This window comes from Rhodococcus sp. G6(2025), from assembly GCF_058628105.1.
Genome location: NZ_CP179750.1, coordinates 500,297 through 524,632, shown reverse-complemented (window position 1 = coordinate 524,632; position 24,336 = coordinate 500,297). Strand labels below are relative to the sequence as shown.

Here is a 24,336-nt window from a genome sequence, read left to right as displayed (position 1 = left end):
TGCGGCGTGACAGCCTCAGATCAGCAGACCAAACCAGACGACCACGCGACGTTCGCGCACGTCAGCCGGGGGTACTACCCCACGTTCGTCGCCCTCTTCACCGCGACGCTGCTGATCTCGAATATCTGCGCGACGAAGGGCGTCGCGTTCTTCGCCGATTCGTCGCTGACCATCGGGCCGCTGCAGATCCTGCCCGTCATCACCGACGGCGGCTTCTTCCTGTTCCCGCTCGCCTACATTCTCGGCGACGTCCTCAGCGAGGTGTACGGGTTCAAGTCGACGCGTCGCGCGATCTACCTGGGCTTCGGCGCCCTGATCCTGGCCGCGTTCTGCTTCTGGCTCCTCATCGAGCTGCCGTCCGCCGACTTCTACGAGAACCAGGAGGCGCTGCGGTCCGTCGTCGGCGTCTACCCGCGACTGCTGCTCGCCGGGCTGGCCGGTTACCTCGTCGGGCAGATGCTGAACTCGGTGACGCTGGTCCTGATCAAGGAGCGCACCAAGGAGAAGCACCTGTGGGCGCGGCTCATCGGGTCCACCATCGTCGGTGAGTTCGCCGACACCCTGATCTTCTGCTCCATCGCCGCAGGCGCGATCGGCATCAGCACGTGGAGCGATTTCGTCAACTACGTGATCGTCGGATTCCTGTGGAAGACCCTCGTCGAGGTACTGGTCATGCCGATCACGTACCGCGTCATCGCGTACGTGAAGAAGCGCGAACCCACCTACCAGCTCTGACCCCCACGTGAGTGGGAAAGTGTGCCCGAGGACGCTTTCCCACTCACGTGCGGTAGAAGCGGCCCAGGGTTTCGGCTTTGAACTCGTCGAAGTAGCCGCCCTCGATGCTGGCGCGTATCTGATCGACCAACCGCACGGTGAAGCGTTCGTTGTGGATGGTGCACAACGTGGACGCCAGCATTTCCTTCGCCTTGAACAAATGGTGAATGTAGGCGCTGGTGTAATTCGCGCAGGTGTAGCAATCGCAGTTCTCGTCGATGGGCGTGAAGTCACGACGGAAGCGGCTGGTGTTGATGTTGAACCGGCCGTCCGGGTGGTAGATCGCGGCGTTGCGCGCGACCCGTGACGGATTCACGCAGTCGAACGTGTCCGCGCCGTTCTCGATGGCCACGAAGAAGTCGTCCGGCTCGCTGATGCCGAGCATGTGCCGCGGCTTGTGCTCGGGAAGCTCCTCGTTGCACCAGCGGACGATGGTGCCGAGGTTCTGCTTCTCGAGCGCACCGCCGATGCCGTATCCGTCGAACCCGCGGCCGCTCTCCCCCGTGATCGACTCCAGCCCCCGGCACGCCTGCCTCCGCAGGTCCTCGTACTGCGCGCCCTGCACAACCCCGAACAGCGCCTGGTACGGGCGATGGGCGCGCTCGGCGGTGAGCTTCTCGTGCTCGGCGATGCAGCGCACCGCCCACGCCTGCGTCCGCTCCACCGACTGCTCCTGGTACCCGCGGGTGTTCAGCAGCGTGGTGAGCTCGTCGAACGCGAACATGATGTCGGCGCCGAGCTGGTGCTGGATCTGCATCGACACCTCGGGGGTGAACCGGTGCCGCGACCCGTCCAGGTGCGATTTGAACGTCACACCGTCGTCGTCGACGGTCGCGAGGCGTTCCTTGCCCTTCGCGATGACGTCGTCGGAGCGCACCCCGACCGCTTCCATCGCGAGGACCTTCTTGAACCCGACGCCCAGCGACATGACCTGGAATCCGCCGCTGTCGGTGAACGTCGGGCCGTCCCAGTTCATGAACTTGCCCAGACCGCCGGCCTCGTCGACGATGTCCGGCCCGGGCTGCAGGTACAGGTGGTACGCGTTGGCGAGCAGCGACTGCGCGCCCAGTTCCTTCATGCTCTCCGGCAGCACCGCCTTGACGGTGGCCTTGGTGCCGACGGCCACGAACGACGGCGTCGCGATGTCACCGTGCGGGGTGTGAATGGTTCCGGTACGACCCAGCTGCCCGTCGAGTCGGGTACCGACGGTGAAGAACGGATCGGGCGGGGTCGGGACTACGGCATTCACGGGTGTATCCAATCACGGGCGACATTTCCGGCGACACATCACTACTTCGTTCGATAGTGGGTACAGAGAGTGAGACGATCCCATCCCTTCGACCGGAGGAACCGCCATGAGCGACGAGCAGGCCGGCCACCGGATCGACAGGCGAACCTTTCTCTCGGGTGCGGCGGTCGCCGGCGGGGTGACCGTGATGTCGGGCCTCTTCGACCGTCGGGCGGACGCATCGGAGAAGCCGCTGCACCGGCAGCCCAGCAACTACGTGCAGCCCAACATCGTGTTCATCGTCGTCGACGAGATGCGGTTTCCCCAGGTCTTTCCCGCGGGGATCACCACTGCCGACCAGTTTCTGCAGCGGTTCATGCCCAACCTCTACACGCTGTGGGCGCCCGGGGTGAAGTTCACGCAGCACTACACGGCCGGGGTGGCGTGCAGCCCCGGCCGTGCGTGTTTCGTCACCGGGCTGTATCCGCTGCAGAACTGGATGCTGCAGACACGGACCGGTAATCGGGCCTCCCCCGTCCCGTCGCCCGCGATGGGACGGGACTTTCCGACGTACGGCAAGCTGCTGCGGCAGGCGGGGTACGTCACGCCGTACGTCGGCAAGTGGCATCTGTCGCCGTCCCCCGACGAGGACTCCGGGCTCGCCCCCGGCTACCTCGAGGAGTACGGGTTCGACGGACTGACCATGCCCGACATCATCGGAATGAACGGTGAGGGATTCGAATTCGACGGGCACATCGCCGACCAGGCCGCGGCGTGGTTGTCGACACGGAAGCCCGGGGACGGCCCGTTCTGTCTCACTGCGAGCTTCGTCAATCCCCACGACCAGCAGTTCTTCTGGGCCGGAACGGAAGCGGAACGGTATCAGTCGCTGTACGCGAACAACGTTCCCCCGCTCAGTCCCGCGCGGGCCTGGTCGGTGACCACCGCCGAGAGCGACCCTCCGCGCCTAGGTTATCCGTCGGTGCCGCCCAACTGGGAACCCGAGAAGGCATTGCAGTCGAAACCGAGCACCCAGGTGTTCGCCCGGGAGTTCCAGGCCCTGGTGTGGGGCGGCGTCACCGACGACATCCAGAATCTGTCGAACTACTACCTCCAGCCCTACGGCCAGGGCACCGATCCCGACCGTCACATCGCGTTCGCGCCGTACACGTATTGGGAGCGGGCCCTGGACAGTTACACCAACGTGCTGTCGATGGTCGATCACCACATCGGCACGGTGATCAACTCGCTGCCGGAGGATGTCGCGGCGAACACCGTCTTCGTCATGACATCCGATCACGGCGAATATGCCGGGGCGCACGGCTTCGTCGCGGGCAAGTTGTCCACCGCCTACGACGAGGCATTCCACATCCCGCTGATCGTCGCCGACCCGACCGGGCGATTCACCGGCGACACCGACACCCCGCGCGGCCAGCTCACGTCGAGCGTCGACGTCGTGCCGCTGCTCGCGACGCTCGGGCACGGCGACCGGAACTGGATGTCCGGGGACCTGTTCGCCACCTATGCCGAACGCGCCGACCTCATGCCGCTGCTGCGGAGCAACACCGCGGCCGGTCGCGACCACGTCGTCCTCGCCACCAACGAGCACGCACCGCAGGGGGTCAACTGGAACAATTCCCCCACCCACATCTACGTGCTGCGCACCCCCGAGGCGAAGGTCGCGGTGTATTCGAAGTGGTTGGGGCCCACCGCCTACGTCGACCCGGCGTCGTTCCAGTACGAGTTCTACGACTACGCCACCGAACGCGGCCGGGCGGAACTCGACAACACCTTCGATCACGACCCGCGCGGTCCGGCCATGGCTGCGCAGCTTATGACCCAGTACCTGCCGACTCAGCTCGCCGCGCCGCTCCCCCCGGCGTTCGCTCAGCAGGGTGCCGACGCGATGGCCCGCTACCTCGCCTACATCCAGCTGATCAACCGGTACACGCCCGGCGAGATCGACCGCGAGGGCATCGACAAGCTGACCGCGTTCGGGGAGGTGTTCTGACGGTTATGGCCGGGAAAGTCGTTGCCGCCGTGCTGGTTCTGCTGCTGTGGTCCGGCGGCACCTCCCCCGCGTCCGCGGCGCCCCCACCGACCGCGCAGTGCGGGTGGCAATTCATGTCCGACTCGACCGTGCTCGACGTCGCCTTCCCCGACGCCAACGCGACGTACTGGGTGCTGCCCTACGCGTTGGGGCCGGATGACACCATCGAACTGAGCGGCACCTACCCGGCCGCCCGGTACTTCTCGCTCAATACGTATGGGACGAACTTCGACACCGTCGACACGTTGCGCGACAACCAGATCGGACCCGACCCCGGCAGCGAAAACCCGTTCGCCGACGCCGCCGCCGGCGCCCTGCCCGCCACGCAGAAGCGCTGGCACGCGACGGTCGTGACCGGTCCGGCCGACCACTCCCGCAACCAGATTCAGGCCCTGCCCGCCGGCGCCGACACGCAGTCGGTACCCATCGGCTTCCTCATCATCCGGGTGTACGTCCCCGACGACCCCGCATCGCCGACCGGCGGTGTTCCACTACCCGACGTGACGCTGACGTTCGGGGGCCGAACGTCGCCGGTGCCGACATGCGGATCCGAATTCGACCCCACCGCCTACGACAACGGACCACTCGGACAGATCGCGGAGGCCGCATTCGACCAGATCATCGCCGGCGCAGCGTCCGGCGCGTTCCCCGGCAACGTGCCCGAGGCGACGTTCGTGAACCCCGCGAGCACGTCGGGCCTGTTCCCCAACGGCGACAACAAATATGTCGGGGCCGGCCTGACGTACCAGCCCGGACGCATCGTCGTCGTGCAGGGCCGGGCACCGACGTTCCCCGACACCCGTGCCGGCCAACCCGTCACCGCACCCGGCCGCCAGGTGCGGTACTGGTCGATGTGCCAGAACGATCAGGCGACGCCGTACCCGGTCGTCGCGTGCGCCGCCGACTTCCAGACACGCACCGACGGCGACGGCAACTACACGTACGTCGTCGCCGCACCGCAGGACGTCCCCGCCCGCGCCGCGTCCGACCCGGCCGTCACCGTCATCCCCTGGGGCTCCACCGACGTCGCGAAAAAGGTCCTGTTCCTGCGGTACATGCTGCCGTCCGACGCCTTCTACCCCCAGTCGGTGCAGGCTTCGCAGAACGATCACACCGACCCGGCCGCCACGATGGGTCCGTACTATCCGCGCGCCGCCTATTGCGACACCGCCACCTTCGAAGCGGGGGGAAGCACTGCGTGCCTGTGAGTACTTATCAACCGCCCGTGGTTAACAAGTACTCACAAGTCGTCAGACCTCGGCGCCGACGAACTGGCTGTTGTAGAGGCGGTAGTACGCGCCGCGGGTGAGGAGCAGGTCGTCGTGGCTGCCCTGCTCGACGATGCGACCGTCCTCCATGACGACGATGAGGTCGGCGTCGCGGATGGTCGACAACCGGTGTGCGATCACGAAACTCGTGCGATCGCTGCGCAGGACCGCCGTCGCGTGCTGCACGAGCAACTCGGTGCGGGTGTCGACGGAACTGGTTGCCTCGTCGAGGATCAGGATCGACGGCTGCGAGATGAACGCGCGGGCGATGGTGATCAGCTGCTTCTCACCGGCACTGATGTTGCTGCCCTCTTCGTCGATGACGGTGTCGTAGCCGTCGGGCAGCGAGTGCACGAACCGGTCGACGTAGCTGATCCGTGCGGCCGCCTGGATCTCGTCCTCGGTGGCGTCGGGACGTCCGTACGCGATGTTGTCGCGGATGGTGCCGCCGAACAACCAGGCGTCCTGCAGCACCATGCCGATGCGGGACCGCAGGTCGTCGCGCGACATCTCGGCGATGTCGACACCGTCGAGGAGGATCTTGCCGCCGTCGAGTTCGTAGAACCGCAGGATCAGGTTGACGAGTGTGGTCTTGCCGGCGCCGGTGGGTCCGACGATGGCGACCATCTGACCGGGTTCCGCGACCAGCGACAGGTTCTCGATCAGCGGCTTCTCCGGCGAGTAGCTGAACGACACGTCCGAGAACTCCACCCGGCCGAACGTATGGACGCGACCCGCATCACGGGGCTCCGCCGGTGTGGGCGCTTCGGCGAGGTCGGGCTCCTCCTCGTCCTCGTCGAGGATGGCGAACACCCGCTCGGCGGACGCCACACCCGACTGCATGAGGTTGACCATCGCCCCGATCTGAGTGAGGGGCTGGGTGAACTGGCGCGAGTACTGGATGAACGCCTGCACGTCGCCGAGGCTCATCGTGCCGGACGCCACCCGCATGCCACCCAGCACGGCGATGGCCACGAAGTTGAGGTTTCCGAGGAACATGATGGCGGGCATGATCAGGCCCGAGATGAACTGGGCCCGGTAACTGGCCTGGTAGAGCGCCTCGTTCTGCTCCTCGAAGCGGGCCTCCACCTCACGGCTGCGACCGAACACGGTGACCAGTTCGTGGCCCGTGTACGCCTCCTCCACGTGAGAGTTGAGCACTCCCGTCGACTTCCACTGCGACACGAAGTGGGTCTTGGACCGTTTCGCGATCTGCGCCGTCACCAGGATCGACAGCGGCACCGTCAGCACCGCGATCAACGCGAGCAGCGGCGAGATGACGATCATCATCACGAGGATGCCGATCACCGTCATCGCCGACACGATCAGCTGACTCATCGTCTGCTGCAACGACTGCGAGACGTTGTCGATGTCGTTGGTGACCCGGCTCAGCAGGTCGCCGCGGGAGTGGGAGTCGAAGTAGCGCAGCGGAAGTCGATGGATCTTCCGTTCGACCTCGGCGCGCAGATTCTTCACGACACCCTGCACGATGATGTTCAGCAGGAAACCCGACAGCCACATGAACACCGACGACCCCAGGTACAGGGCCAGCACGATCGCCAGCACCCGGCCGAGCGCGCTGAAGTCGATACCGACACCGGGCACGACGGCCATGCCGGACACCATGTCGGCGAACGTGTTCTGCCCGTCGGCCCGCAGTGCGGCGACGGCCTGATCCTTCGACATCCCGGCGGGCAACTGCGCGCCGATGATGCCGTCGAAGATCAGGTTCGTGCCCTGACCGAGCATCCGCGGCGCGATCGAGGTGAGCACCACCGACACGGCAGCGACCAGGAAAACGATGCCGACGGCGATCCGGTGGGGACCCAGCCGCCTCAGCAACCGCTTGGTGGACGGCCACAGGTCGTTCGGCTTGGACCCCGGGGCACCCGGAGCGACCGGTCCCGGAATACGGGGGCCGGCGGGCCTTTCGGCAGTGGTGGTGGTTGCGCGATCGCTCATAGTGCTTCCTGGACCGATCGTTGGGATTCGACGATCTCGACGTAACACGGACACGTCTCGAGCAGTTGGTCGTGCGTGCCGATTCCGACCACCGCGCCGTCCTCGAGGACCACGATCTGCTCGGCCTCCACGATCGTCGAGACACGTTGGGCGACGACGATGACGCACGCGTCCGAGGTCTCGGGTTTGAGCGCCGCACGCAGCCGCGCGTCGGTGGTGAGGTCGAGGGCGGAGAAAGAGTCGTCGAACAGGTAGATCGACGGGCGACGGACCAGCGCCCGCGCGATGGCGAGTCGCTGTCGCTGACCGCCGGACACGGTCGTGCCGCCCTGCGCGATCGGAGTGTCGAGACCCTCGGGCATGGCGCGGACGAAATCCGCGGCCTGCGCGATCTCCAGTGCCCGCCACAGTTCGTCGTCGGTGGCATCGGGTTTGCCGTACCGGAGGTTGGTGGCGACGGTGCCCGAGAACAGGTACGGCCGCTGCGGAACGAGTCCGATGCCGGACCGCAGGACGTCCAGGTCGATGCGGCGCACATCCGTGTCGGACACGGTGACCGAACCCGACGTGGCGTCGATGAGGCGAGGGATCAGCGACAGCAGCGTCGTCTTACCGGAACCGGTGCCGCCGATGATCGCGGTTGTCTTGCCCGGCTCGGCGCGGAAGCTGATGTCGCGCAACACCGGTTCGTCGGCACCAGGGAACTTGAACTGGGCGTCGCGCAGTTCCACCACACCAGGGTTCTCGAGCACGGTGACTGCGTCGACCGGCGGCACGACGGTGGAATCGGTGGCGAGCACCTCGCCGATGCGTTCGGCGCAGACGGTGGCGCGGGGGGCCATCATCGCGATGAACGACGCCATCATCACCGACATCAGGATCTGCATGATGTAGCTGAGCATCGCGGTCAGCGAGCCGACCTGCATGGTGCCGCTGTTGATCTCGTGACCGCCGAACCAGATGACGGCGACGCTGGTGATGTTCGCGATGACCATCACGAGGGGGAACATCACCGCCGTCAGCCTGCCCACCCGCAGGGCGGTCTGGGTGAGCTGCTCGTTCGCGTCGCCGAACCGCGCCACCTCGGAGCGCTCACGGACGAACGCCCGCACCACGCGGATACCGGTGATCTGCTCACGCAGCACGCGGTTGACCCCGTCGATCCGGGTCTGCATCTCCCGGAACGCGGGCACCATCCGCGAAATCACGAAACCCATGGACAGCGCGAGTACCGGCACGGTGACCGCCAGGATCCAGGCGAGCCCGGCGTCCTCGCGGATCGACATCACGACGCCGCCGACGCACATGATCGGCGCCATCACCAGGATCGTGCAGCTCATCACGACGAGCATCTGCACCTGCTGCACGTCGTTGGTGTTGCGGGTGATCAGGGACGGCGCGCCGAAGCGGCCGAATTCGCGGGACGAGAAGCTCCCGACCTGATGCATCACGGCGCGGCGCACGTCGCGCCCGAAACCCATTGCGGCGCGGGCGCCGAAGAACACCGAACCGATCGAGCAGATGATCTGCACGACGGTGACGAGCAGCATCATGACGCCCGTGGACAGGATGTACCCGGTGTCGCCCTTGGTGACGCCGTTGTCGATGAGATCGGCGTTCAGACTGGGCAGGTACAGGGCTGCCGCGGTCGCGACGAGTTGGAACAGGACGACCGCCGTGAGGTCCCGCTTGTACGGGCGGAGGTACGTGGTGAGCAGGGCATTCAACATGGGCAGCGATCCTGGCGGGTCATCATTATGTCCGAAGGTTACCAACAGAAACGACCGCAGGCCCGCGGATTTTCGGGGCCTCCGGCCCCGTGCGCCTTTCTGGTAGCAGGCACTACCAGAAAGGCGCACGGGCGCGAAGCGCCTACCGGACGGGCTGCAGCGGCTCGTCCGCGTCGTGCAGGACCTTCTTCAGTTTCTCGCCCTCGATGTCGACGTTGGGCAGGATCTTGTCCAGCCACTTCGGCAGCCACCACGCCTTGTCGCCGAGCAATGCCATCACCGACGGGATGATCACCATGCGCACGACGAAGGCGTCGAAGAACACGGCCGCCGCCAGGGCGAAACCGATCGACTTGATGAACGAGTTCGGCTCGGCGATGAACGCCGCGAACACCGAGATCATGATGACCGCGGCGGCGCTGACCACCCGGGCACCGTGGTTGAAACCGACGGTGACGGCCTGCTTCGCCGTCGCGCCATGGACGTATTCCTCCCGCATCCGGGTCACCAGGAACACCTGGTAGTCCATCGCGAGACCGAACACGACGCCGATCAGGAAGATCGGCATGAAGCTGACGATCGGCTGCGGGTTGGAGATGATGCCGCCCCAGCCCTCCTGGAACACCGCGACGGTGGCACCGAACGTGGCCGCGACGCTGAGCAGGAAGCCGAGTGTGGCCGTCAGCGGCACGAGGACCGAGCGGAACACCAGCAGCAGCAGGAGGAAGGCGAGGCCCACGACCACCGCGAGATACGGGATCAGCGCGTCCTGCAGCGTCTCGGACACATCGCCTTCGAGCGCGGTCTGCCCGGTGACGCCGTAGTTGACGCCGATCGAGTCGTGCAGCTCCGCCTCCGCACCGCGGATGTTGTTCACCAGGTCCATCGTCGCCGGATCGCTGGGGGCGCTGCTCGGCGTCACCAGGATCTGCGCGGTGTCGCCGGCCTTGTTCACGCCGACGACCTGAGCGTTGGACACGTCGTCCTGCGCGGTGATGGTCTTCACGACCTCCCCGAACGCCTCCGACGGCGTGCCGGTGGTGACGTCCTTGGCGTCGACGACGACGAGCAGCGGACCGTTCTTGCCGGGTCCGAAGCCTTCGCTCACGAGGTCGTAGGCCTGCCGGGAGCTGGTGGCGGGGTCGCCGGTGCCCTCACTGGGGAGGGCCAGGCTCAGGCCGGTCGCCGGGATGGCGAGCGCCCCGAGCACCACGACTCCGGCGATCAGCGGAATCGCGGGCCTGCGGACCACGGCACTGATGTACCGCAGGGCGAGGCTCGGCTTGCCCTCGTCGTCCTCGAGGTCACGACTGCTGAGGAACGGGATCTTGCCTGCGAACGCCTTCTTCCCGAACAGCCCGAGGATCGCGGGCAGGAGCGTCAATGCGATCGAGACGGCGATGAACACCGTGAACGCGGCGGCCGCACCCATGTCGGAGAGGAACGGGATCCCGACGACGCGGAGCGCGATCAGGGCGATGATCACCGTGAGACCGGCGAACACCACGGCGGAACCGGCGGTGCCGACGGCACGTCCGGCCGCTTCCGAGCGGTCGTCGGTGAGCGAAAGCTCGTGTCGGAACCGGGACACGATGAACAGCGAGTAGTCGATGGCGACGGCCAGGCCGATCATGATGGCCAGCGTGGGGGTCATCGAGCTGAGGTCGGTGAAGCCGGTGGCGACGGTGATTCCGAGGCTGCCGATCATGATGCCGATGATCGCGGTGATCAACGGCAGACCCGCGGCGACCAGCGAACCGAACGTCAGCGCGAGCACGACCGCGGCCACGCCGATACCGACGAGTTCGGTGGCGCCGCCGGGCGGCTCGGCTTCGTTGGCTGCGGAGCCACTGATCTCGACGGTCAGTCCGGCGTTGCGGCCGGCGTCGGCCGCGGCCGAGATCTGGTCGCGCAGAGCCTGGTCGACGTCGCCCATGCCGCCCTTGAACGGCACCTCGACGTAGCCCACGGTCTTGTCGGCGTTGAGCGGAGACAGCGCCTGCGCGTTCGCGACGGCGGCGTCTTCACTGATTCCCTTGTCGGCCGCGGTCGACTTCGCCATCTCGACGAGCTGCTCGTTCGCGGTGACGGGGTTGACCAGTGCCTTCGCGGCGTCGGCGCCCGAGGCGGTGGCGGGATCGACCTTGGCGGCGTCCTGGACCTGGTCGATGCCGCGCACCTTGGCGAGCACCGCGTCCATCGCCTGCTGACTCTGCTCGCTCTCGAGGGTCTGCCCCTCGGGAGCGGCGAACACGTAACGCGCGCTGACGGCGTTCATCGGGTCGCTGCCCGCGGCCTCGGGGAACCGTTCGGCCATCAGGTCCTGCGCCTGCTGCGCGGGGGTGCCCGGGATGGAGAACGAGTCCTTCGTGGGCCCGGACAGCGTTGCCGCCCCGACGCCCATGAGGACCAGGATCACCAACCAGACGCTGAGGACCGCACCTTTTCGCCGGTAGGCGAATCTGCCGATCCGATAGAGATAGGTGGCCACGAGAGGCTCCTTCTGAGTCGGTGGAACGAAGAGTGATTCGGGGCAGCCGGCTACGGCTGCGGGATTCCCTGACGGAGTTGGCGCATGGCGTCGCGGACGAGTTCTTCGGGTCCGCTCGCACCGGACTTGCCGCTCATCCACAGGTCGAGCGACGCCTTGCACGCCGATCCGACCGCCAGGTGCAGCAGGTTGGGGTAGAGGTCGGTGTCGATGTTCGTGCCCGTGCGTTCGGCGATCACCTCACCGACCAGACGGGTGACGCGCAGGTGCACTTCGAGTTTCTTCGCGAGCAGTGCGGGGCTGGTCTCGACGAGTTCCATCATCACCGCGGTCTCTTCGAGCGGTTTCGCCGGATCGGTGACGATCTGGACCACCACGTGCTCGAGGGAATCCCAGATCGGCTCGTCCTCGGGGCGGGCGCGGAGCAGGTCCACCCAGTCGTGGACGGACTGCTCGAAGTGCGCGAGTACCGCCTCCTCCTTGCTGGAGAAGTAGTTGTGGAACGTCCGAGTCGAGACTCCCGCCTCGGACGCGATGGCGTCGGCCGTGACGCATTCGATGCCCAGTGCGCGGGCCAGGCGTGCGGCGGCGCCGCTGAGGGCTGCGCGCGTGGCGGCCTTCTTGCGGTCCCGCAGTCCGATTTCCGAAATCACTACACCGACGGTACAGAACTTGCAGAGCTCTGCAAATTTGCGCGACAGTGCAACTTTTATGTTCTTGCCCACAGTCCGCGCAGCACTGTGTTGGGAGTCACCGCGGCATTACGGTGGATTCATGTCCGATCCGACGGCGCCGCTGTCGTTCCGGGCGGACGAGATCGACCGCGCCGCCCTGGACCAACTCGCCGCAGTCCTCGACCTGCAGGCCGCGCGCCCGGGAATCCGGCGACTGCGCGAGTGGTCGTTTGCCGCCCTGCACGTGCGGCCGGGCGAGAGCGCCCTCGACCTCGGATCGGGCACGGGGTCGGAGACGCGGGCCCTCGCCGCGGCGGTCACCCCGTCGGGTCGCGCGATCGGACTCGATCCCAATCCCGGCATGACCCTCCTCGCCCGGGAGCGGGCCGGGGTGGAGGGCTCGACGGCGCAGTTCGTGATCGGCGACGCCTACTCGCTGCCGTTCCCCGACGACCGCCTCGACATCGTGCGGAGCGAGCGGGTGTTCCAGCACCTGAGCGAGCCGGACCGCGCGGCGGCGGAAGTGGCCCGTGTTCTGCGACCGGGCGGGCGAGGTGTCATCGTCGACAGCGACTGGGGCACGGCGATCATGCACCCCGGCGACCCCGAGATCCTGCAGCGGATCATGGACGTGATGCTCTCGCACACCGCGAACCCGCACTCCGGACGGCTGCTCGCGGGGCAGCTCACCTCCGCCGGGCTCGTCGTCGAGGACATCGGCACGGAGGCGTTGATCCAGGATCCGGGCGATGTGACCGGCCCACTCGTCCAGATGATGACGGCCGCGGCGATCGCCGAGGGGGCGATCACCGAGGCGCAGAGCGCCGAGCTGCTGGAGCAGCTGAACGCCGCCGCCCGCAGCGGCGACTTCCACATGTCGGTGACGATGTTCGCCTACCTCGTCCGCAAGCCCTGACGAAACCCTTCCGACATTCGGAAACCGAGTGTGGTGGATCACCTCCGGTGCCGCACAGTGGTGGAGACGACGCTGACGCCTCACCGAGTCCGGCGTCACGAATAACGCAGCAGCCCAGCATATTCCGGAGGCCCACATGTCCACGATCGCCCGCAACCAGTGGTACGTCGCAGCCTACGGCCGTGAGGTCGGACGCGAACTGTTCTCGCGCACCATCTGCGAGGAGCCGATCCTGTTCTGGCGGACCGAGGCCGGCGAGGCCGTTGCGATGAGCGACCGGTGCGTGCACCGCCGGTACCCGCTGTCCGAGGCGCCGAGCCGGCTCGACGGCGACAAGGTGGTCTGCGGCTATCACGGTTTCACCTACGGCAGCGACGGCGGCTGCGTGTTCGTGCCCGGCCAGGCGCGCGTTCCCCGCACCGCGCGGCTGCGCTCGTACCAGGTGGTCGAGCAGGACTCGTTCGTGTGGGTCTGGATCGCCGACCCGCAGAACCCCCAGCAGGGCGATCCCACCCGCATCCCCCGCGCACCGTGGATGGATTCCCCCGACTACACCGTGGTCAGCGGCATGGAACCGATCGACTGCAACTACGGCCTGCTCGTCGACAACCTGATGGACCTGTCGCACGAGACGTACCTGCACGGCGGCTACATCGGCACCCCCGAGGTAGCGGAAACCCCGATCACCACGGAGATCGACGAGGACCGAAACGTCATCTACGTGTCCCGGCACATGGACGACGCCGAGTGCCCGCCGTTCTACTCCAAGTCCACCGGCATCGAGGGACGCATCACCCGCTGGCAGGACATCGAGTACACGCCCCCGTGCCTGTACCTGCTGCACAGCCGCATCGCCCCGATCGGCGCACCGCTGCCCGGCGACGACGGCTCCGACCCGCACGCGTTCCACAGCGAGATCGTGTACGCGATCACCCCGTCGACGGAGAATTCCACCCTCGACTTCTGGGCCGTGGCCCGCGACTTCGCGGTCGGCGACGACGCCGTCACGACGTTCCTGGCCGAGAACAACCGGACCGTCGTGATGCAGGACGTCGTGGCGCTGAACATCCTGCAGAAGGCGCTCGACACGGAAAAGGACGGCTACCAGGAGCTGTCGATCAACATCGACGCCGGCGGCCTCGGCGCACGCCGGATCCTGAAGAAGCTGGTCGACGCGCCGCAGGCCGTGACCGCCGCGGCGGTGGGCTGAACCGTGGAACCGACCAGGATGCTCCGCGGCGCCAACGTCATGCGCATCGTCTGGCTTCCGGGGTCGGACCTGCTCGAGGGCGAGTGCCACTGCGGCGCGCGCCACGTCGCGGAAGAACCCGCCGCCCTCTGGGAGTGGTTGCTCGCCCACCCCGAGGGACACCACCCCGCCGATCCGCCGGTGCCCGCCACGCCGCCGCCCGCGGCGCCGGAATCCGCTCCCGTTCCCGTCTGATCCCGGAGAAACCGCCATGCCTACCCCACCCGAACCCGTGCTCGACCTGGAGCTGACCACCAAGACCACCGGCGCCGACGGCGTCGTCGTCCTGGAGTTCCGCGACCCTTCCGGCGCCGACCTGCCCGCCTGGACGCCGGGTGCGCACATCGATCTGGTGCTGACGCCGGAGCTCACCCGCCAGTACTCGCTGTGCGGCGACCCGGCCGAGACCGGGACGTGGCGCGTCGCCGTGCTGCGGGAGGCGATGGGGCGCGGCGGTTCGCAGTTCGTGCACGACAAGCTGAGCGAGGGCGACCGCGTCACGGTCCGGGGACCGCGCAACCATTTCGAGCTCGAGCCGTCACCGCGGTACGTGTTCGTCGCGGGCGGCATCGGGATCACGCCGATCCTCACCATGGCGCACGCCGCGGAGAACGCCGGCGCCGACTGGACCCTCGTCTACGGCGGACGCAGCCGCAGTTCGATGGCGTTCGCCGACGCACTCGCCGAGCGGTTCGGAGACCGGGTGGTGGTGCACCCCGAGGACGAGCACGGCCTCATCGACCTACCGGGGCTGCTCGGCGACGTTCGGGAGAACACCCTCGTCTACTGCTGCGGGCCGGCGCCGCTGCTCGACGCCGTCACCGGTCACTGCGACAGCTGGCCGTCCGGCGCGCTGCACATCGAGCGCTTCGCGGCCAAGGATCTCGAGGAACCGGTTCGGGCCGAGGGGTTCGAGGTGGAGCTGACACTGAGCGGCAAGACCGTGACGGTGGCACCCGAGCAGTCGATCCTGCAGGCCGTCACCGCCGCCGGCGTCCAGGTCCTGTCGTCCTGCGAGGAAGGGACCTGCGGAACCTGCGAGACGGCCGTGCTCGGCGGTACTGTCGATCACCGGGATTCCCTGCTCACCGCGGACGAGCAGGCCGCCAACGACACCATGATGATCTGCGTCTCGCGTGCGAGCTGTCCACGCCTGACGCTGGAACTGTGAGACGGAGAACGAGCAATGGCGATCACCGGATCGGTGACCATTCGCTCGTTGCGGCTCCTCGAGCTCTTCACCCCGTCCACGCCGCGGCTGACCCTCAGCGATCTGTCGCGGAAGTCCGGATATCCGCTGAGCACCGTGCACCGGCTGACCAGCGACCTCATCGAATGGGGCGCCCTCGAACGTGACAGCAGCGGCCGCTTCACGGTCGGGCTCAAGCTGTGGGAGATCGCGTCGCTCGCCCCGCGCGGCACGATGCTCCGCGAGCTGGCGATGCCGGTGATGGAGGACCTGTCGCAGATCACGCGGGAGAACGTCCAGCTCGGCATCGCCGAGGGCACCGAGGTCGTGTTCGTCGAACGCATCGCCGGACAGAAGGCCGTGCCCGTCCAGACCCGCGTCGGTGGCAGGTTCCCGCTTACGGCGTCCGGCATCGGCCTTGCCCTGCTCGCGTACATGCCCGCCGACGTGCAGGAGCAGGTGCTGAGCGGGCCGATCGAGAAGTTCACCGAGCGGACCGTCACCGACCCCGTCGTCCTGCGGCGGACGCTCGCCGAGATCCGCCGATCCGAGGTCGCGATCAGTGATCGTCAGGTGACCATGGACGCGGTCTCCGTTGCGGCACCGATCTTCGAGCGTCCCGGAGCGGCGGTCGCGGCCGTGTCGCTGGTGGTGTCGGCGGAAAATGCGTCACTGAACGCGCTGGTCCCGCTGGTGCGTGCGGCCGGCCGGACGATCAGCCGCGCGCTGCGCCCTCGTCAGCCGTCGTAGCCGGCCGGGTGCGACGCTCCCAGGCCCCCGGATCGGACGTCAGCGTGGTGAGGAAACCCGGCAGCTGCCCGTTCGCCACGTCCGCGAGGCTCACGTTTTCGAGCACGGCGCGCAGGTTCACCCGCACGGCGATCCACACGTCCTGCAGTTTGGCGGCCGGCCCGCAGTAGTCGACGTCCTCGGGGCGCTCCCCCCGCACCGACGCGAGCGGACCCTCGACGGTCCGGATGACGTCGGCGATCGTGATGTCCTCGGCGGGCCGGGCCAGCCAGTAGCCGCCGTCGGGTCCGCGTCTGCTGTTGACCAGTCCCCCGCGCCGAAGGTCGGCGAGGACGGCCTCGAGGAACTTGTGCGGAATGGTCTGCGACTGTGCCAGGAACTCGGCCTTGGACGGGGACGGCCCGGCAGCGGCCAGTTCGATCAGCGTCCGCACGGCGTAGTCCACCTTTGCGGTGATGTGCACACCGAATTCCTACCATCCAAGTATGAAAACGGGCAACTCACGCTTCGCCGCGCGAACCCAGGACGTCGAGGTAGTGCGGGTTGTACGTGACGCCGAGGATGTTGCCGAACGGGTCGACGACCGAGGCGGTGACGAATCCCGACTCACGTTCGGTGCGCGGCTCGTGCTCTTTCGCCCCCATCGACAGCAGCTTCTCGACGGCGGCGGTCACGTCGTCGACGTGCCAGAACACCACCACGCCGGACGGGCTGTCCGCGGCTGCGTGCGGGGCGTATAGACGGTCGATGATGCCGAGTTCGTGCTGGTAGTCGCCGATCCGGTATTCGATGTACGCCGGGTTCTCGGAGTCGGGGCGTTGGAAGTAGGGGGCGATACCGAGCAGCGCGCTGTACCAATCGCGGGCCGCCGCGATGTCGTCGGCGAAGAGGCTGACGGTGGTGAGTCCTCGCAACATGATGAATCCCTTCGACTGATCCGGTTCTTGCTGACGGAATTCATTCTCCGCGGCAAAGTGCGCATCCAATGAGCACTTTGTTTCCCTCTCCGGATCAGGGGCGGATAGTGATGCGTGTCACTCCGAGGTACATTGAACTGGACGATCGTCTTGTGTGGAGGAAGCAGCATGTGGGAGACCGTGACGTCGGCGTGGAATTCGGCGCTGCTGACGCCCCTGCACGAGCCGGTGACGCTGGCCATCCCGGCGTTCGTGCTGTTCCTCGCCATCGAATGGTTCGCAGCCCGGCACCTCGAGGACGCGACATTCGACCCCGACGGACGGTCCCGCCCGGTGCGCGGCGGTTACGAGCGCCGCGACGCGCGGGCGAGCGTGTCGATGGGCGCCGTGTCCATCCTGACGACCACGTTCTGGAAGCTACTGGCCCTGATCGGGTACTCCGCCATCTGGGTGTACCTCGCGCCGTGGCACCTACCCGCGGACGCCTGGTACACCTGGGCGATCCTCATCCTCGGCGTCGACGCGCTGTTCTACGCGTATCACCGGATGGCGCACCGCATCCGCCTGATCTGGGCCACCCACCAGGCGCACCATTCGAGTGAGTACTTCAACTTCTCCACCGCGCTCCGCCAGAAGTGGAACAACAGCGCCGAAATCCTGATGTGGATTCCGTTGCCGCTGATCGGCATTCCGCCGTGGATGGTGTTCATCGGATTTTCCGTGAACCTCGTCTACCAATTCTTCGTCCACACCGAGCGCATCGACACGCTGCCCCGGCCCGTCGAGTTCGTGTTCAACACTCCCTCGCACCACCGCGTTCACCACGGCTGCGACCCCGAATACCTCGACCGCAACTACGCAGGCATCCTCATCGTGTGGGACCGGATGTTCGGCACGTTCCAACCCGAAACCCACCGCCCCACCTACGGACTCACCACACCGGTGGGCACCTACAACATCTGGAAGCTGCAGACCCGCGAATACGGTGCCATCGTCCGGGACTGGCGCCGGGCGTCGTCGTGGCGCGACAAGCTGGGCTACGTGTTCGGGCCGCCCGGGTGGGCGCCGTCAGGAACGCGCGAAGCTGACCAGGAAGTCGACCGTGCCGTTGCCGTCCACGGTCACGAAGCCCAGTGACGGCGGCGTCACACCGAAGTCCGTCCAGGTGACCGGGATGCTGCCCGAGGCGATGAGGTCGTCGCCGGAACGCAGCACGTCGATGTCGACGGTCACCGGACGCGACTGCCCCTTGAGGGTCAGCGTTCCCTGGGCCGTGACCGTTCCCACGGAACCGTCCGCAGGCAGCCCCGACAGATCGACCGGGGAATCGACGGTGAACGTGGCGGTCGGGAACGTGCCCGTGTCCATGACGTTGCCGCGGAACTGGTTGTCGCGGCGGGACTGATCGGTCGCGATGGTCGCCACCTGCACGGTCACCTCGCCCGCGGTGAGTTTCTCACCCTCGACGGTCGCGTTGCCCGTCACGTCGCCCGTCGACCCGACCACCGTGACGCTGGCGCCGTTGAGGATCTCGTGGACGGTGTACCCCGCGGCCGTCTGATTGGAGCCCTGCCCCGGCGTGACGGTCCACTGCCCGTCGACCGCTCCGGTGGCCGCCTCCGCGCCCTCGGTCGACACCGAGGCCGCCGGTGCGTCGTCCTCTGCGATGAATTGGCCGTAGAACCACGGGCCCACCAGCACCGCGATCACGACGATGACGACTGCGCCGACCAACCACCACAGCTTTTTCATGGGATCAGGCTAGTTGCAGCTTCAATGGATGTCACTCGGTACGACCTGGGAGAGGGCTGTGAACGTCGGTCACGGGACGATGGAATCGATGTAGCCGCCATCGACCCGCACCGCGGCGCCGGTGGTCGCCGACGCCTGCGCCGAACTGAGGTACACGACCATGTTCGCGATCTCCTCCGGCTCGATGAGGCGCTGCAGCAACGACTGCGGCCGGTACTTCCTCATGAACTCGCGCTGCGCCTCGTCCCACGGCAGGTCCGTGTCGACCAGGCTGTAGACGAAATCCTCCACGCCGCCGGTGTGGGTGGGGCCGGCCAGCACCGAATTGACCGTGACCCCCGTCCCCGCCGCCTCTTTCGCGAAGCCCCGCGAGACCGCCAGCAGCGCCGTCTTCGACATCCCGTAGTGGATCATCTCGGCGGGAATGACGATCGCGGAGTCACTGGCGATGTCGAGGACCCGGCCCCAGGACCGTTCGACCATGCCGGGCAGGACCAGGCGGGTCAGCCGGATCGCCGACAGCACGTTCACCTCGAAGTAACGCCGCCACTCGTCGTCGTCGATCTCCAGGGCCGGCTGGGAGCCGAAGATCCCGAGATTGTTGACGAGGATGTCGACGCCCGGAACGATCTCCAGGACCCGCCGCGCGCCCTCGTCCGTCGTGACGTCGGCGGCCGCCGGAACGAATTCGCCGTCCGGGACCTCGGCCCGCAGTCGTTCGATCGCCTCGCCCACGGATTTCTCGGTGCGGCCGTTGATCGCCACCCGCGCGCCGGAGCGGGCGAGGCCCGCTGCGATCGCGGCGCCGATGCCCTGCGTCGATCCGGTGACCAGCGCCGTTCTGCCCGTCGAGTCGATGCGCATGTCGCCTGCCCCTTCCCTCCAGGACACGCTAACGAATATCCCCGGCCCGGATACACAAAAAAGCTCCCCACCTGCGTGTGCAGGTGGGGAGCCTTGGCGGTGGCGGAGGGATTTGAACCCTCGGACGGGGGTTACCCGTCACACGCTTTCGAGGCGTGCTCCTTAGGCCGCTCGGACACGCCACCGCCGGTGACTTTACCGGATGTGACGCCCGAGCCCGAAATCGCCAGGTGAAGCCGTTTAACTCAGCTTGTCCTTGAGGTTCTTGGCGGCGTCCTTGACCTTCTCGCCGGCATCCTTCACCGCCGAGGACGCCTGGTCGGCCTTGCCCTCGTCGCGCAGGTCCGGATCGCCAGTGGCTTTGCCGGTGGCTTCCTTCGCCTGGCCCTTGAGGTCTTCCGCCTTGTTCGAAGCTTTGTCTGCGATTCCCACGAGATACCTCCGTGAATCCGATTTCGAACCCGGGGACGGGTCCGGCGGCGCCTCGTCGGCGCCTGTCTCCAGAGAAGCACGGGTCATGCGGACCCGGCCACATAGTGTCGAGTACCCCACGAAAGAGTTTGAAACCGGTCAGCGCCGTTCACGAAAGAAGTCTTCGAGGATGCCGGCGCATTCGTCCTCGAGAACACCGCCCCTGACCTGCGGTCGGTGGGTGAGGCGGCGGTCGCGGACCACATCCCACAGTGAGCCGACCGCACCGGTTTTCGGCTCCCATGCCCCGAACACCACCCGGGAGATCCGGGCCAGCACGAGCGCACCCGCGCACATGGTGCACGGCTCCAGCGTCACCGCGAGCGTCGCCCCCTCGAGGCGCCACCCGTCGCCGTACACCCGCGCTGCGGCCCGCAACGCGATGATCTCCGCGTGCGCCGTCGGATCCGACATCGCCTCCCGCGAGTTCACGGCCCGCGACACCTCCACACCGTCGGCGTCGAACACCACCGCACCCACGGGCACGTCGGCGTCGGTGGCGGCCCGGGCCGCCTCGATCGCCGCGCGGATCATCCGCTCGTCGTCCTGAAGAGTCACGGCGCGTGGAACTACCGGGGAAGCTTGTCGAGAACCCCGGCCAGCTCCGTGGTGAACCCGAGCCGCTGCGCGATCATCCCGAGCTGCTCGTCGGGATACAGGTCCGTCTCGGACGTGATGACAGCCAGAACGGGTTCGGGCAGACCGAGGTCGGCGAGCAGCGACAGGTCGCCTTCCTCCCACGGCTCGATGTCGTCGAGTTCGTCCGGGTCGATGTCCGGGACCTCGACGTTGAGCGCCTCGAGGACGTCGGCGGCGATGTCGTAGTCGATGGCCGCGGTGGCGTCGGACAGCAGCAGACGCGTTCCCGACGGCGCAGGCCGGAGCACGACGAAGAATTCGTCGTCCACGTCCAGCAGACCGAAGAACGCGCCCGCGCTACGGAGGGCCCGAAGCTCCTCCTCCGCGACGCTGAGACTGGTCAGAGCAGCCGAAGTGAGGGCCTTGACCTTCCACCGGCCGTCCTCGTGTACTACCGCGACACCGAAGCCCTCCAGATCCTCTGCCCGATCCGAGGAGGCGCTGTTGTTTTCCGCGCGCTGTGCACCCATGAGCGCAACGGTAGCCCGCGGGGTGCCGGTAAATGAAGTCCGCACTCGAATGTGCCAACCTGTTCGGGTGTCTGATACCCCTTCCGCACCTCCGGTGTGCGTGCTCGGCCTGGGCTTGATCGGCGGTTCACTGCTGCGTGCGGCGGTCCGGGCCGGCCGCGAAGCGTGGGGTCACAACCGATCCGCGCCGTCCGTCGACGCCGCCCGGGCGGACGGTTTCGACGCCGACACCGATCTGGTCGCGGTGCTCCAGCGCGCGTCGGCCGAGTCGGCGCTGATCGTGATCGCGGTCCCCGTGCCCGCCGTCGCCGCCACCCTCACCGCGATCGCCCTGTACGCCCCGAACTGCTCGATCACCGACGTCGTCAGCGTCAAGGCGGAGGTCGCGGCGGCGGCAGCCCGTCAGGGACTCGCCGACCGCTACGTGGGCGGTCACCCGATGGCGGGAACGTCGGCGTCCGGGTGGAGCGTCGGCAGCGCCGACCTGTTCCGGGAGGCCGTGTGGGTGGTCGGCACCGACGACGGCGTCGACCCCGCCATCTGGACACAGGTCGCGCAACTCGCGTTGGACTGCGGTTCCGTCGTCGTACCCGCCGAGTCCGCCGAACACGACCGGGCGGTCGCACGCATCTCGCACCTGCCGCACCTACTGGCCGAAACCCTCGCGATCACCGGTGCCCGCGGCGGACCGCTGGCCCTCGGCCTGGCGGCCGGCTCGTTCCGCGACGGCACCCGCGTGGCCGGCAGCGCTCCCGGACTCGTCCGGGCCATGTGCGAAGGCAACCGGGACGCCCTGCTGATCGCCCTGGACGAGGCGCTGGTACTGCTGCAGGACGCGCGGACCGAACTGGCGGAACAGTCGTCGACGGCGACGCTCGTCGAGGCCGGCCACACCGCTCGCCTGACGTACGACAACCAGGAGACGTGGGAGATCACCGGCATCGTTCCCGGCCGCGAAGGCTGGATCGACGACATGCGTGATGCGGGTCGGCGGGGAGGGCGGCTCCGCCGCCTGTGAGCCTTTCTGGTTGCCGGAGCTACCAAAAAGGGGCACGGGCGGCTGCGCCGCCTAGATCCGTTCGGCCAGGCCCGGGTAGTCGATGATGAACCCGTCACGGTCGACGGTCACCGAGGAACTCGACACCGGCGACAGCACGTGGATGCCGTCCGGACCGCTGCTGTAGGTGAGGATCGCGCCCTCGACCCGCAGGTCCAGGAGGTTCACGTAGACGACGGGGACCTCGACGTCCTCGGACCCGAGGTGCAGTCCGTACCGCCGGATGGGCAGGGCGTTGAAGAACGGGCTGAGCACCATGTCGACGTCGAGGGCGCCGTCGAACGTGGACCGCTGGTGGTTGGCGCCGTGCTCCACCATCCACGTGCCCTCTTCGTCGCGGCTGATCGACATCTGCCGTTCACCGGCCGCGACGGACGTCCGCAGCGACAGCCGGCGGGTGACGCCGCTTTCGTCGGTGACGAGGTCGTAGGACGCGCTGAACGCCGGATGCTCGGGGCACTCGCCGCCGATGATCCGGCCTGCTGCCTTGATGCGGTCGCCGTTGAGCTGGACGCGCACCGATTCCATTCGGGGTGCGTTGTCCGCCCGCCACGTCAGTACTGCGGGCCAGGTCGAGGCACCGGAGGCTTGGATGCTCACCTGTCTACGGTAAGCGACGACGGCTCCCGGGGTGGCAACGGGCCGAGTTTCGTTGCAGCAGAGTTGTCGAGAGCCAATGCCCGGGCTCGTTCCGTGACCGCGATGCGCGACGAGAAGACGACGAGGGCGCCGAGTCCGACCGCCACGTTCAGCAATGCCCCGAACTCCTGGGCGACGAAGTCGAACACCTCGGTGAGCAACACCGTGACCAGGGCCGCGGCCCGCAGGAACTGCAACGGCCACAGCTTTCCGTTCCGCAGTCGCACGATCGCCGACCAGCACAGGACGAACGCGATCGCGGACCCGGTGAGCTGGCCGACCGTCGTGATGTCCGTTCCTTCGTCGCCGCGGAGGTCCTCGTCGAGCGTGACCACGGCGCTGAGCAGTCCCAGGGTGGAGAACAGGGTGAGGAGTACGGCCGCGGTCCACAGCATGCCGGGCCCCTTGGCGAAGGCGGGGGTAGCGCGCCGGGCCAGCTCCCGGGCCGTGGGCACGGTCCGGCCGTTCCGGTCCGGGCAGTGGGCGAGCAGATCCCGAACCGATGTCAGCGTCGCCTCGTCCGCGCCGGCGGCGGCCGCCCGGCGCAGTTGCGCCAGCGCCTGCTCCCGGCGCACGTGGTCCAGACCACGGTCCAGGCCGCCGAGCGCGATGGCGGCGGCGTTGGCGACGTCCTCCGTCGGGGTCGGCGGCCGGACGTCGTGCAGCGACCGGTTGACCAGCAGCAACACGACGACCACCACGTACATGATCGCGACGGACGGCCGGTAGAAGTAGTCGTTGGTCTTGGTGACGAACTTGCCGATCTCGTCGAGGAACAACCCGAACCCGATGCCGCCGATCACCACGCCCAGGACGCGCGGTTTCATCCCGAGGAACGAGAACACGGTCACCAGAGCCACGACCATGCCGAGCCCGCCCCACAGGACGTGCGCGATGTGCAGCGACGAACCCCCGACCTGCGGGTAGCCGGTGAGGTGCAGGTAGGCGCGGGTGAGCAGGATCGTGACGATCCCGATGATGACGAACGCTTCGACGAGGCCGCTGCCCTGGGCGTCGCGCAGGAGGTGCGACCGGTTCCGGAAACCCGAGATCCGGAAACCCGAGATCATGGCGCCTCCCTGTGCTCCCACCTACACGAAGTCTATGTGGCTTCGCCACCCGTGAGTACTTGTTAACCCCCCGCGGTTAACAAGTACTCACGGGTCGTTGGTCAAAGCAGGCACAGATCTCGAGTAACGTTCTCGGGTGACTGGTTCGTGAGGAAGGGTGCCGTGACGTCAACCGG

At 67.4% G+C, this 24,336-nt stretch carries 24 protein-coding genes and 1 tRNA gene; 10 read left to right on the top strand and 15 right to left on the bottom strand.

From position 1 onward, the window contains the following. Positions 1-6 precede the first annotated feature (6 nt). On the top strand, positions 7-735 hold the full coding sequence (locus tag ACLIVD_RS02620) for a queuosine precursor transporter (RefSeq protein WP_005248717.1): 729 nt from the start codon (positions 7-9) through the stop codon (positions 733-735). A 43-nt stretch (positions 736-778) separates the two neighbouring features. On the opposite strand, the gene tgt is transcribed toward ACLIVD_RS02620, so the two are convergent. Further along, a complete protein-coding gene (tgt, locus tag ACLIVD_RS02615; protein WP_009477237.1) occupies positions 779-2,023 on the bottom strand; it encodes a tRNA guanosine(34) transglycosylase Tgt in 1,245 nt (414 codons plus the stop codon). Positions 2,024-2,129: 106 nt separating this feature from the next. On the opposite strand from tgt, the gene ACLIVD_RS02610 reads away from it, so the two are divergent. Both ACLIVD_RS02610 and ACLIVD_RS02605 read left to right on the top strand, forming a co-directional pair. Continuing rightward, positions 2,130-4,013 (top strand): sulfatase-like hydrolase/transferase, encoded by a 1,884-nt coding sequence (locus ACLIVD_RS02610; protein WP_283332713.1) that lies wholly within the window; start codon positions 2,130-2,132, stop codon positions 4,011-4,013. Positions 4,014-4,018: 5 nt separating this feature from the next. Next, the gene (locus tag ACLIVD_RS02605) at positions 4,019-5,260 is read left to right on the top strand and encodes a hypothetical protein (RefSeq protein WP_283332712.1); all 1,242 of its coding nucleotides are present in this window, start codon (positions 4,019-4,021) and stop codon (positions 5,258-5,260) included. A gap of 42 nt (positions 5,261-5,302) precedes the next feature. Here ACLIVD_RS02605 and ACLIVD_RS02600 read toward each other — a convergent pair whose 3' ends face one another. The 4 genes from ACLIVD_RS02600 to ACLIVD_RS02585 all read right to left on the bottom strand — a co-directional run bounded on the left by ACLIVD_RS02600 (position 5,303) and on the right by ACLIVD_RS02585 (position 12,156). Continuing rightward, entirely contained in the window at positions 5,303-7,282 is a 1,980-nt protein-coding gene (locus ACLIVD_RS02600; protein ID WP_491931888.1) for an ABC transporter ATP-binding protein, read from the bottom strand. Continuing rightward, positions 7,279-9,012: an ABC transporter ATP-binding protein gene (locus tag ACLIVD_RS02595; protein ID WP_280781808.1), complete on the bottom strand. Its 1,734-nt coding sequence runs from the start codon at positions 9,010-9,012 to the stop codon at positions 7,279-7,281. The genes ACLIVD_RS02600 and ACLIVD_RS02595 overlap by 4 nt, the downstream gene beginning before the upstream one ends. Positions 9,013-9,154: 142 nt before the next feature. Further along, positions 9,155-11,503 carry an MMPL family transporter gene (locus ACLIVD_RS02590; RefSeq protein WP_280781809.1) on the bottom strand — a complete coding sequence of 783 codons (2,349 nt, stop codon included), beginning with the start codon at positions 11,501-11,503 and terminating at the stop codon, positions 9,155-9,157. Between the two features lie 50 nt (positions 11,504-11,553). Then, entirely contained in the window at positions 11,554-12,156 is a 603-nt protein-coding gene (locus ACLIVD_RS02585) for a TetR/AcrR family transcriptional regulator (protein WP_005253325.1), read from the bottom strand. A gap of 121 nt (positions 12,157-12,277) precedes the next feature. On the opposite strand from ACLIVD_RS02585, the gene ACLIVD_RS02580 reads away from it, so the two are divergent. The 5 genes from ACLIVD_RS02580 (at position 12,278) to ACLIVD_RS02560 (ending at position 16,281) form a co-directional block, all read left to right on the top strand. Then, positions 12,278-13,093, top strand: a complete 816-nt coding sequence (locus ACLIVD_RS02580; RefSeq protein ID WP_491931887.1) for a class I SAM-dependent methyltransferase — start codon at positions 12,278-12,280, stop codon at positions 13,091-13,093. 136 nt (positions 13,094-13,229) lie between these two features. After that, on the top strand, positions 13,230-14,303 hold the full coding sequence (locus ACLIVD_RS02575; RefSeq protein WP_283354603.1) for an aromatic ring-hydroxylating oxygenase subunit alpha: 1,074 nt from the start codon (positions 13,230-13,232) through the stop codon (positions 14,301-14,303). Positions 14,304-14,321: 18 nt separating this feature from the next. Continuing rightward, on the top strand, positions 14,322-14,537 hold the full coding sequence (locus tag ACLIVD_RS02570; RefSeq protein WP_317569662.1) for a hypothetical protein: 216 nt from the start codon (positions 14,322-14,324) through the stop codon (positions 14,535-14,537). A 16-nt stretch (positions 14,538-14,553) separates the two neighbouring features. Next, positions 14,554-15,513: a PDR/VanB family oxidoreductase gene (locus ACLIVD_RS02565; protein ID WP_491931886.1), complete on the top strand. Its 960-nt coding sequence runs from the start codon at positions 14,554-14,556 to the stop codon at positions 15,511-15,513. A gap of 15 nt (positions 15,514-15,528) precedes the next feature. Then, entirely contained in the window at positions 15,529-16,281 is a 753-nt protein-coding gene (locus tag ACLIVD_RS02560) for an IclR family transcriptional regulator (RefSeq protein ID WP_283332701.1), read from the top strand. Here the strand turns inward: ACLIVD_RS02560 and ACLIVD_RS02555 are convergent. Next, on the bottom strand, positions 16,247-16,744 hold the full coding sequence (locus tag ACLIVD_RS02555; protein WP_009477226.1) for an RrF2 family transcriptional regulator: 498 nt from the start codon (positions 16,742-16,744) through the stop codon (positions 16,247-16,249). The two genes, ACLIVD_RS02560 and ACLIVD_RS02555, sit on opposite strands and share 35 nt — an antisense overlap. Before the next feature lie 37 nt (positions 16,745-16,781). Further along, positions 16,782-17,198 (bottom strand): VOC family protein, encoded by a 417-nt coding sequence (locus tag ACLIVD_RS02550; RefSeq protein ID WP_491931885.1) that lies wholly within the window; start codon positions 17,196-17,198, stop codon positions 16,782-16,784. A 168-nt stretch (positions 17,199-17,366) separates the two neighbouring features. Between ACLIVD_RS02550 and ACLIVD_RS02545 the strand changes: the two genes are divergently transcribed. Continuing rightward, complete coding sequence (locus ACLIVD_RS02545; protein WP_491931884.1) at positions 17,367-18,335, top strand: sterol desaturase family protein; 969 nt, start codon at positions 17,367-17,369, stop codon at positions 18,333-18,335. Here ACLIVD_RS02545 and ACLIVD_RS02540 read toward each other — a convergent pair. From ACLIVD_RS02540 to ACLIVD_RS02515, 6 genes are all read right to left on the bottom strand, one after another. Beyond that, the gene (locus ACLIVD_RS02540) at positions 18,267-18,950 is read right to left on the bottom strand and encodes a YceI family protein (RefSeq protein WP_105413961.1); all 684 of its coding nucleotides are present in this window, start codon (positions 18,948-18,950) and stop codon (positions 18,267-18,269) included. The two genes, ACLIVD_RS02545 and ACLIVD_RS02540, sit on opposite strands and share 69 nt — an antisense overlap. A 69-nt stretch (positions 18,951-19,019) precedes the next feature. After that, positions 19,020-19,814, bottom strand: coding sequence for an SDR family NAD(P)-dependent oxidoreductase (locus tag ACLIVD_RS02535; protein WP_280781817.1), 795 nt, complete (start codon positions 19,812-19,814; stop codon positions 19,020-19,022). Between the two features lie 94 nt (positions 19,815-19,908). Next, positions 19,909-19,999, bottom strand: a tRNA-Ser gene (locus ACLIVD_RS02530). A gap of 55 nt (positions 20,000-20,054) precedes the next feature. Next, on the bottom strand, positions 20,055-20,246 hold the full coding sequence (locus ACLIVD_RS02525; protein WP_280781818.1) for a CsbD family protein: 192 nt from the start codon (positions 20,244-20,246) through the stop codon (positions 20,055-20,057). Positions 20,247-20,384: 138 nt separating this feature from the next. Next, positions 20,385-20,843: a nucleoside deaminase gene (locus tag ACLIVD_RS02520; protein WP_005561213.1), complete on the bottom strand. Its 459-nt coding sequence runs from the start codon at positions 20,841-20,843 to the stop codon at positions 20,385-20,387. 11 nt (positions 20,844-20,854) lie between these two features. Beyond that, a complete protein-coding gene (locus ACLIVD_RS02515) occupies positions 20,855-21,394 on the bottom strand; it encodes a tRNA adenosine deaminase-associated protein (RefSeq protein ID WP_037228037.1) in 540 nt (179 codons plus the stop codon). A 49-nt stretch (positions 21,395-21,443) separates the two neighbouring features. On the opposite strand from ACLIVD_RS02515, the gene ACLIVD_RS02510 reads away from it, so the two are divergent. Then, on the top strand, positions 21,444-22,412 hold the full coding sequence (locus tag ACLIVD_RS02510) for a prephenate dehydrogenase (RefSeq protein WP_280781820.1): 969 nt from the start codon (positions 21,444-21,446) through the stop codon (positions 22,410-22,412). A 51-nt stretch (positions 22,413-22,463) separates the two neighbouring features. Here the strand turns inward: ACLIVD_RS02510 and ACLIVD_RS02505 are convergent, their stop codons facing one another. Next, positions 22,464-23,051, bottom strand: coding sequence for a putative glycolipid-binding domain-containing protein (locus tag ACLIVD_RS02505; RefSeq protein WP_005248751.1), 588 nt, complete (start codon positions 23,049-23,051; stop codon positions 22,464-22,466). Continuing rightward, the gene (locus ACLIVD_RS02500; RefSeq protein WP_283332852.1) at positions 23,048-24,160 is read right to left on the bottom strand and encodes a hypothetical protein; all 1,113 of its coding nucleotides are present in this window, start codon (positions 24,158-24,160) and stop codon (positions 23,048-23,050) included. Before ACLIVD_RS02500 ends, ACLIVD_RS02505 begins: the two co-directional genes overlap by 4 nt. Positions 24,161-24,336: the final 176 nt, after the last annotated feature.

What these genes read in the sequence shown, in the direction of transcription:
- ACLIVD_RS02595 (WP_280781808.1), bottom strand. Translation starts at nt 9,012, where the DNA reads ATGTTGAATGCCCTGCTCACCACGTACCTCCGCCCGTACAAGCGGGAC.
- ACLIVD_RS02535 (WP_280781817.1), bottom strand. Translation starts at nt 19,814, where the DNA reads ATGCGCATCGACTCGACGGGCAGAACGGCGCTGGTCACCGGATCGACG.
- ACLIVD_RS02565 (WP_491931886.1), top strand. Translation starts at nt 14,554, where the DNA reads ATGCCTACCCCACCCGAACCCGTGCTCGACCTGGAGCTGACCACCAAG.
- ACLIVD_RS02500 (WP_283332852.1), bottom strand. Translation starts at nt 24,160, where the DNA reads ATGATCTCGGGTTTCCGGATCTCGGGTTTCCGGAACCGGTCGCACCTC.
- ACLIVD_RS02515 (WP_037228037.1), bottom strand. Translation starts at nt 21,394, where the DNA reads ATGGGTGCACAGCGCGCGGAAAACAACAGCGCCTCCTCGGATCGGGCA.
- ACLIVD_RS02605 (WP_283332712.1), top strand. Translation starts at nt 4,019, where the DNA reads ATGGCCGGGAAAGTCGTTGCCGCCGTGCTGGTTCTGCTGCTGTGGTCC.
- ACLIVD_RS02560 (WP_283332701.1), top strand. Translation starts at nt 15,529, where the DNA reads ATGGCGATCACCGGATCGGTGACCATTCGCTCGTTGCGGCTCCTCGAG.
- ACLIVD_RS02570 (WP_317569662.1), top strand. Translation starts at nt 14,322, where the DNA reads ATGCTCCGCGGCGCCAACGTCATGCGCATCGTCTGGCTTCCGGGGTCG.
- ACLIVD_RS02610 (WP_283332713.1), top strand. Translation starts at nt 2,130, where the DNA reads ATGAGCGACGAGCAGGCCGGCCACCGGATCGACAGGCGAACCTTTCTC.
- ACLIVD_RS02545 (WP_491931884.1), top strand. Translation starts at nt 17,367, where the DNA reads ATGTGGGAGACCGTGACGTCGGCGTGGAATTCGGCGCTGCTGACGCCC.
- ACLIVD_RS02580 (WP_491931887.1), top strand. Translation starts at nt 12,278, where the DNA reads ATGTCCGATCCGACGGCGCCGCTGTCGTTCCGGGCGGACGAGATCGAC.
- ACLIVD_RS02550 (WP_491931885.1), bottom strand. Translation starts at nt 17,198, where the DNA reads ATGTTGCGAGGACTCACCACCGTCAGCCTCTTCGCCGACGACATCGCG.
- ACLIVD_RS02600 (WP_491931888.1), bottom strand. Translation starts at nt 7,282, where the DNA reads ATGAGCGATCGCGCAACCACCACCACTGCCGAAAGGCCCGCCGGCCCC.
- ACLIVD_RS02540 (WP_105413961.1), bottom strand. Translation starts at nt 18,950, where the DNA reads ATGAAAAAGCTGTGGTGGTTGGTCGGCGCAGTCGTCATCGTCGTGATC.
- ACLIVD_RS02575 (WP_283354603.1), top strand. Translation starts at nt 13,230, where the DNA reads ATGTCCACGATCGCCCGCAACCAGTGGTACGTCGCAGCCTACGGCCGT.
- ACLIVD_RS02510 (WP_280781820.1), top strand. Translation starts at nt 21,444, where the DNA reads ATGTGCCAACCTGTTCGGGTGTCTGATACCCCTTCCGCACCTCCGGTG.